Below are 6,011 nucleotides of genomic sequence, written 5' to 3' on the forward strand. Positions count from 1 at the left end.
ACACCACCTTTTCGATCATCTCGACTGGGGGCTCAAGTCATACCGGGGCCGAAGGCCGGGAGCCTCATTGCGAGGCCACGAAGACGGTAACGGGGCTCCAAGCCGGGCCGAACCCGACGACCACGCGCTCGGTCGTTCCCGCGGCGGCCTGAGCGCGAAAGTCCACCTCGCCAGAGACAGCCATGCACGCCCCTTGGTCCTCCGCGTCACCGCAGGCCAGGCGGGTGACGCACCGGCCTTCGAGGCCGTCATGGCCGGTATCCGTGTTCCGCGAAGCGGGCCGGGACGACCGAGAACCCGACCGGACATCCTTCTGGCGGACCGCGCGTATTCGTCCCGCGCGATCCGGAATCACCTCCGCCGACGCGGAATCCGCGCTGTCATCCCCCAGCCGTCCGACCAGATCAGCCATCGCCTGCGGCGAGGCCGCGCCGGCGGTCGCCCACCGGCTTTCGATGCCGAGGCGTACAAGCAGCGCAACGCGGTCGAGCGATGCATCAACCGGCTCAAGCAGTGGCGCGGTCTGGCCATGCGAACGGACAAGCTCGCCATCGCCTACCAGGCCGCACTCCACCTCGCTGCCATCCTTATCTGGGCACGGCGATAGCCACTCAGCGATCGACCACCCAGCGCGCGTCCGTCGGCCAGGAGCCCATGCCAACGATCTGCTTCACGAGCCTGAACGCCTCACGGATGGGGACGGTGTCCCCATGCGGGTACCGTCGCTCGACCCCTGAGCCCCGGAGTCCACGGCATGCTCGTCGGGATCCCCCTCCCCTTCGAGCAGCATCACCATCGCGCGTTCGGCGTTCGTCACGAAGGCCAGCGACTGTTCGGACGCACTGGTCAGCCACGTCTCAAGCTGCCTGCTGTCGATCCCCGGCCGAAGGGCCTCCAGCACCACCTCGAATGACACAGGGACAGGGCTGCTGTCGTCATCGATCACCCAAGACTCGATCACGAGCACGACGATCTCACGGACGGATCGAGGAAACAGTCCCTAGCTAGGGGGTGTCCTGCCGGGCGAGCCAGGCCAGGGCCTTCGCGCGTTCCGCCTCGGTCGGTGCGGGGCTCACCTGGTCCGGATAGCGGATGAGGTAGTGCTCGCGGGCGACCCTCAGGCCGACGGCACGGGCCTCCGGGGAGAGGCCGGGGTGCTCGGCGACCTCCTGGGCACGCCGCCACCAGCACACGCTGCGCGGGTCGACGGCGTAGTGCCACAGCGGCTGTCCCGGGTCGGCCACGCCGATCAGCACGCGGTGCAGGACGTACTCGCTGATGCCCGGGGTGCCGAACAGCCGGTCGGCCACGAGCAGCGGGTGCTCGCCATCGAGGCGGGCCCGGACCAGCACCCAGGTCATCAGCTGGCCCACGTCGTGGGCGGGCGAGGTGACGACGTCCCACAGCTCGGCGGCCTTGGCCTCGTCGGGCGCGCCGAGGTGGGTGAGGAGCCGCAGCTCGTCCTTCCAGAGCGGCCGGGCCCCGTTCCACCAGGAGACCAGCTTTCCCGCGGCCGGATGGTCCAGGTCGAGGGCGAGACAGGTCAGGGTGACGAGCGGGTGGCGCCATTCGGTGTACGTGGTCCGGTACTTCTTGGTGAGGTCCTTCAGCCGGCGAGGCAGCAGTGCCTCGACGTCGGACGCCGTGGCCAGTCCGTGGGCGTGGAGGAGTTCGAGGCAGAAACCGAGCCCCTGCAGACCGGTCGTGGGGTCGGCCACCCGGTCCCGCAGCCAGCGCACGTCGGCGTCGGTGAGCGTCCGGTACCGGTGCCACACGTCGCCCAGTCTGCCCTCGGACCCGGTGAGGTCCGGTCCGGTGCCGGACAGAAGCCCGGCCCGGGCGGCCTCGTAGCGGTCCACGGCGGCCAGCGCGTCGGCGGTGTCGACGCCGGTGAGCACGGTCTGGCCGGGCCGGAGCGCCTCCTCCCGTACGTGCTGCACCCGGTCGCGGGCCGCGTTCGCGGCGAGGACGCGCAGGGCGCGCGGCAGCCTCGCGTCGGTGGCGAAGCGGACCGCCGCGAGGGTGGCGTACAACGGGCCGGCATGGTGCTTCGCCCCCGTCTCCCGTCGCCAGTCGGCCGTGACCGCCCCGATCAGCGCGTCGTACAGCCCGTGCAGTGACGTCTCCGGCAGGTCGTGCGCGGCCAGTTCCGCGGCGAGGGCCGCCGCGGCCCGTACCGCGTCGGGCTCGTGCAGCGACCGGTGCAGCGCCAGCCAGGCGTGGACCGGGGCGCGATGGCCCGCGAGCGCGGCCTCCCGCACGACGGCCAGGCCCCGCTCGGACGGCACCCGCGACAGGACACCGGCCGCCCGGGAGCCGAGGTCGCCGACGATCTCCCACGCCTCCTCGTGGCCGTGCCGCAGCAGCGCGTGGACCAGCTCCTCCCAGGCGCCCCACTCCGTGAGCCGTCCCTCGTACTCCTCCCGCCAGGCGTGCAGCAGCCGCCCCGTCTCGTCGGGGGTCAGCCCGTCCCGCCGCTCCAGCGGGACCACGAACCGGGTCGCGGCGGAGAGGTCCCGGATGTCGTCCAGCCGCTCGTGCAGCCACGCGGCCTCGGCGGGGGACAGCGGCCGGTACCGGAGGACGCCGGCGGAACGGTCCACCGGCTCGTCGAGCGCGGCGAGGAACTGCCGTACGCCGTCGGGGTCCGTGGGCTCGGGCAGGCCCGCCTCGTCCCGGGGGGTGATCCGGTCCAGCCGGAAGGCGCCCTGCGGTCCGCCGTCGACGACCCGGAAACCGGCAGGCCCCGCGCCGAGCCCGGCGGCGACGGCGGCGTGGTCGCCGCCCCAGTGCAGCAGCAGTTCGCCCCTCAGGGCGCCGGAGCGGTCGAAGGCCCGCCCATGGGACTGCCAGTGCCAGTACGCGAAGGAGACGGGGCCGGTGAGCCCCCGCGCCGCGTGGAGTTCGGCGGCGTCCTCGTGGCCGTCGGACTGGGTGTAGCGGCCCCGGTTCGGCGGCGGAAGGACGAGGAACTCGTCGCCGTCGAGCCCCTGCCACCATGCCGTGACCACGTCGAGGTCGGAGCGCCGTCGCCGCGCCGCCCGGCGACGAGCGGCGGGGGCGGCGGGGGCGGTGGGGGCGGTTCCGGGGTTGTTCACGTGCTACTCCTGGGCTTTCCGGGGTCCGTCGCGGACGGCTCTCCCATCCGCGAACCACCCTCCCACAAGGGTCTGACACGCCCTCATCCTCCGGCGGGAGGCGGACGACGGGCGGGGAACGGGCCTCCGTCCTAGCTAGGGCTGCGACAGGGCCTCCCGGACGGCGTCGATACCGAGGGCCAGGTCCGCGTGGAAGCTCTGGTGGAGGTCGAAGTTCCGGGTCATGTCGACGTAGTAGCCGTCCGGCAGGGTCGACTCGGCACGCGAGAGGTCGCTGTTCAGTTCGTCGAGCTGGTGGATCATCCGGTGGGTGTCGCTCAGGGACTGCGTGAGGGCCTCGGCGAGCGAGCCGCCGGACTGAGGGGAGGTGTCCGCACCGGGCCGGTGCGACGCGCGCAGCGCCGCCCGCACCGCCGCACGCCGGAACTGGGCCAGGGCGAGGGACGCTTCGATCCCGTCGTAGGAGACCTCGTTCGTCCAGGGGTCGTCATGGGCGAGGCCCGCCGCCAGGAAGCCGATGCGGCGCGGGACGTCGAGGTCCTTCACCGCGTCGAACATCGGCGCGGCGAGCGCGGCGTCCTGTGCCAGTGCGACCGCGAACGCCCGGGCGTCCTCCCTCCGGAACTCGTCCCTGGTGGCCCGTGTCCCGGACCTCTCGGCCTCCCGCCGGAATCGCTCCACCTGAAGGGCGAGCACCGCTCCGAGCCGTACGGCCGCCAGCTCGACCGCGGGAAACCCGCCGAGCGCAGCCTCGCGGCCCTGCGCGTCGCACCGGGCGAGGCCGGACGCGTACGCCCGTACCCCGGATGGCGCGGGCTCGGCGAACGAGTGCAGCACGGGTGCGCCGAAGGGCGGCACGGGGAGCGAAGGGCCGAGGTTCCACAGCGGCGGTACGGGGGCGCGGCGAGCGGTGGTCCCGTCTGCACCAATGGAGCCGCTCACCTCGTCCAGCCCGGCCCGCAGGTCGAGTACGGGATCCAGCGCGGCGGCCAGCTCGCCCAGCAGCTCCGCGAACCTGACGTCTGCCTCCGCGGACCCCTCGGCCGCCCCAGAGCCCTCGGCCTCCCCCGGCGCCTCGGCACCTCTGGCCTGCCGTACCCCGGTCTCCGCTTCGAGCAGCTTGCCGACGTGGCGCAGGGTGCGGTGCACCTTCGGCATCGACAGGCCCAGCTCGTACCCGATCGCTCCCGGCGCACAGCCGGCCAACCGAAAGGCAATGACGTTGAGTTGGCGCTCGTTCAACTCTTTCAGCGGGGCGAGCGCCACCACCGTCCGGACCTGCACCAGGGCGTCGGTGCTGCCCCTCCCCAGGAGGGCGGGCACCGTCCCGTGCGCTGGGCGGAGCGCTCCGCAGCCGCCGCCGACGGTCATCCGGCACGTCCAGGACCGCAGCGCCTGCGCGGTGACCACGGGGGTCCTGGTGTCCTTCGCGGCCCCGACCACGTTCGCGACCAGAAGGTCCATCCACCGCCGGGCCACTGTCATCGAGTCCTGGGCGAGTCGCGCCGCCTCCACCAGGTCCGCGCCCCGCAGCAGCGACAGGGCGACGAGCGGCCCCGCATGCGCCCGGTAGTAGTCCCCGAACCCGACCCCGCTGACGGACACCGTATCCGCCGGATCTGTCGCCATTAACCCAACTCGCCTTTGTTTAGCGCCACTTGTAATTTCCGTCGGCGTTCAAGGTAGAGGCTCGACGCGGGGTGACGGAAACTGCCCCGCCCCCTGGAGCGAGGGCAGGGCAGTCGCGTGGGCGGTGCGCGGCACAGCGAGACCCAGGTCAGACCACCGGGGACGAGTAGGCCGGGTTCTCGAGGCCCGAGACGTGCTGGACCACACGGATGACCTGGCAGGAGTAGCCGAAATCGTTATCGCCTACCAGGCCGCACTCCACATCGTCGACATCCTCATCCGGACCCGACGCTGACCAAAGAGACAGGACCTAGGCCGGCGAGACGGCCCCGTCGAGTTCCATCCGGACGTCGACGACCCCCTCGACGGCGCGGATCGCCCGGGCGAGGAGCGGGACGAGAGCCCGGTCCCGCACCGGTCCCCGGAGGACGACGACGCCGTCCTGTACGGAGAAGTCCAAGTCCGCTCCCGGTGCGAGCTCGGCGGGCACGGCCCGGCGGATTTCCTCCGCCAGCTCCTCGTCGGGACGCAGGAACACCTTCAACAGGTCGCTGCGGCTGACGACGCCCTCCAGCATGCCGACCTCGTTCACCACCGGAAGGCGCTTGACGCCCTTGCGGGCCATGATGCGGGCGGCCTCGGCGACGGTGGCACGGGGATGAACGGTCACGGCCGGGCTCGACATCAGGTCCTCGGCGAGCACGCCGGCGGCCTTGGCGGCTTCGTCCAGCGGGTCCGGCAGGATGGGCTCCTCGCGGCGGAACTCCTCCTTGGGTAGGAGGTCTGCTTCGGAGACGACCCCAACGACGCGGCCCTCGCCCTCCAGGACGGGGACGGCGCTGACCTTCCATTCGTGTAGCAGTTCGACGATCTCCTTGTAGGACGCTTCACGGCCGATGGCAATGGCGGTGTGCGTCATGACGTCACTGACGGTGGACCGAGAGGCGGGCATGACCGGCTCCTTCGCCGTGGTCGATCAGGATGCTGCTGTTGCCCGGGACGAGCGGGCACAGAGCGGGTCTCGACGCTTCCAGTGTCGGCGTTCAGACATGCCCGCCGGCAGGGTCCCTATGGGCCAAGGCGGGGACCGACCGGCCCATGGCCGGTGTGGGATCGCGGGGTTCGGGGCCGCCACCGGCCCCGCGCGGTCCGTTCGGCATCGTCTGGCACGCGCTCAGTACGGCCAGGCCCAGTCCGCGACTTCTGGCAGGTCGGTGCCGTGCTTGCGGATCCAGTCGTGGTGGCGGATGCGCTGGTCGGTCATGGCCTGGCGCAGGCCCTCGG

5 protein-coding genes and 1 pseudogene are annotated in these 6,011 nt (G+C 72.2%); 1 reads left to right on the plus strand and 5 read right to left on the minus strand.

What is annotated here, in order from left to right; all coding sequences use genetic code 11:
- Positions 1–109: 109 nt before the first annotated feature.
- Positions 110–607 (plus strand): annotated as a pseudogene (locus ACFY04_RS43390) (IS5 family transposase); the annotation flags it as partial.
- Between the two features lie 63 nt (positions 608–670).
- Here ACFY04_RS43390 and ACFY04_RS43395 read toward each other — a convergent pair.
- The 5 genes from ACFY04_RS43395 to ACFY04_RS43415 form a co-directional block, all read right to left on the minus strand.
- Positions 671–967, minus strand: coding sequence for a hypothetical protein (locus ACFY04_RS43395; RefSeq protein ID WP_389126560.1), 297 nt, complete (start codon positions 965–967; stop codon positions 671–673).
- A gap of 37 nt (positions 968–1,004) precedes the next feature.
- Positions 1,005–3,098 (minus strand): hypothetical protein, encoded by a 2,094-nt coding sequence (locus ACFY04_RS43400; RefSeq protein WP_389126561.1) that lies wholly within the window; start codon positions 3,096–3,098, stop codon positions 1,005–1,007.
- Positions 3,099–3,233: 135 nt separating this feature from the next.
- Positions 3,234–4,727, minus strand: a complete 1,494-nt coding sequence (locus ACFY04_RS43405; RefSeq protein WP_389126563.1) for a hypothetical protein — start codon at positions 4,725–4,727, stop codon at positions 3,234–3,236.
- A 310-nt stretch (positions 4,728–5,037) separates the two neighbouring features.
- On the minus strand, positions 5,038–5,679 hold the full coding sequence (locus tag ACFY04_RS43410; protein ID WP_389126565.1) for a CBS domain-containing protein: 642 nt from the start codon (positions 5,677–5,679) through the stop codon (positions 5,038–5,040).
- A gap of 222 nt (positions 5,680–5,901) precedes the next feature.
- Positions 5,902–6,011: hypothetical protein (locus ACFY04_RS43415; RefSeq protein WP_389126567.1), on the minus strand; the 110-nt coding region annotated here is incomplete at its 5' end.

The sequence above is a fragment of the Streptomyces sp. NPDC001549 genome (assembly GCF_042894025.1).
GTDB lineage: Bacteria > Actinomycetota > Actinomycetes > Streptomycetales > Streptomycetaceae > Streptomyces > Streptomyces kutzneri.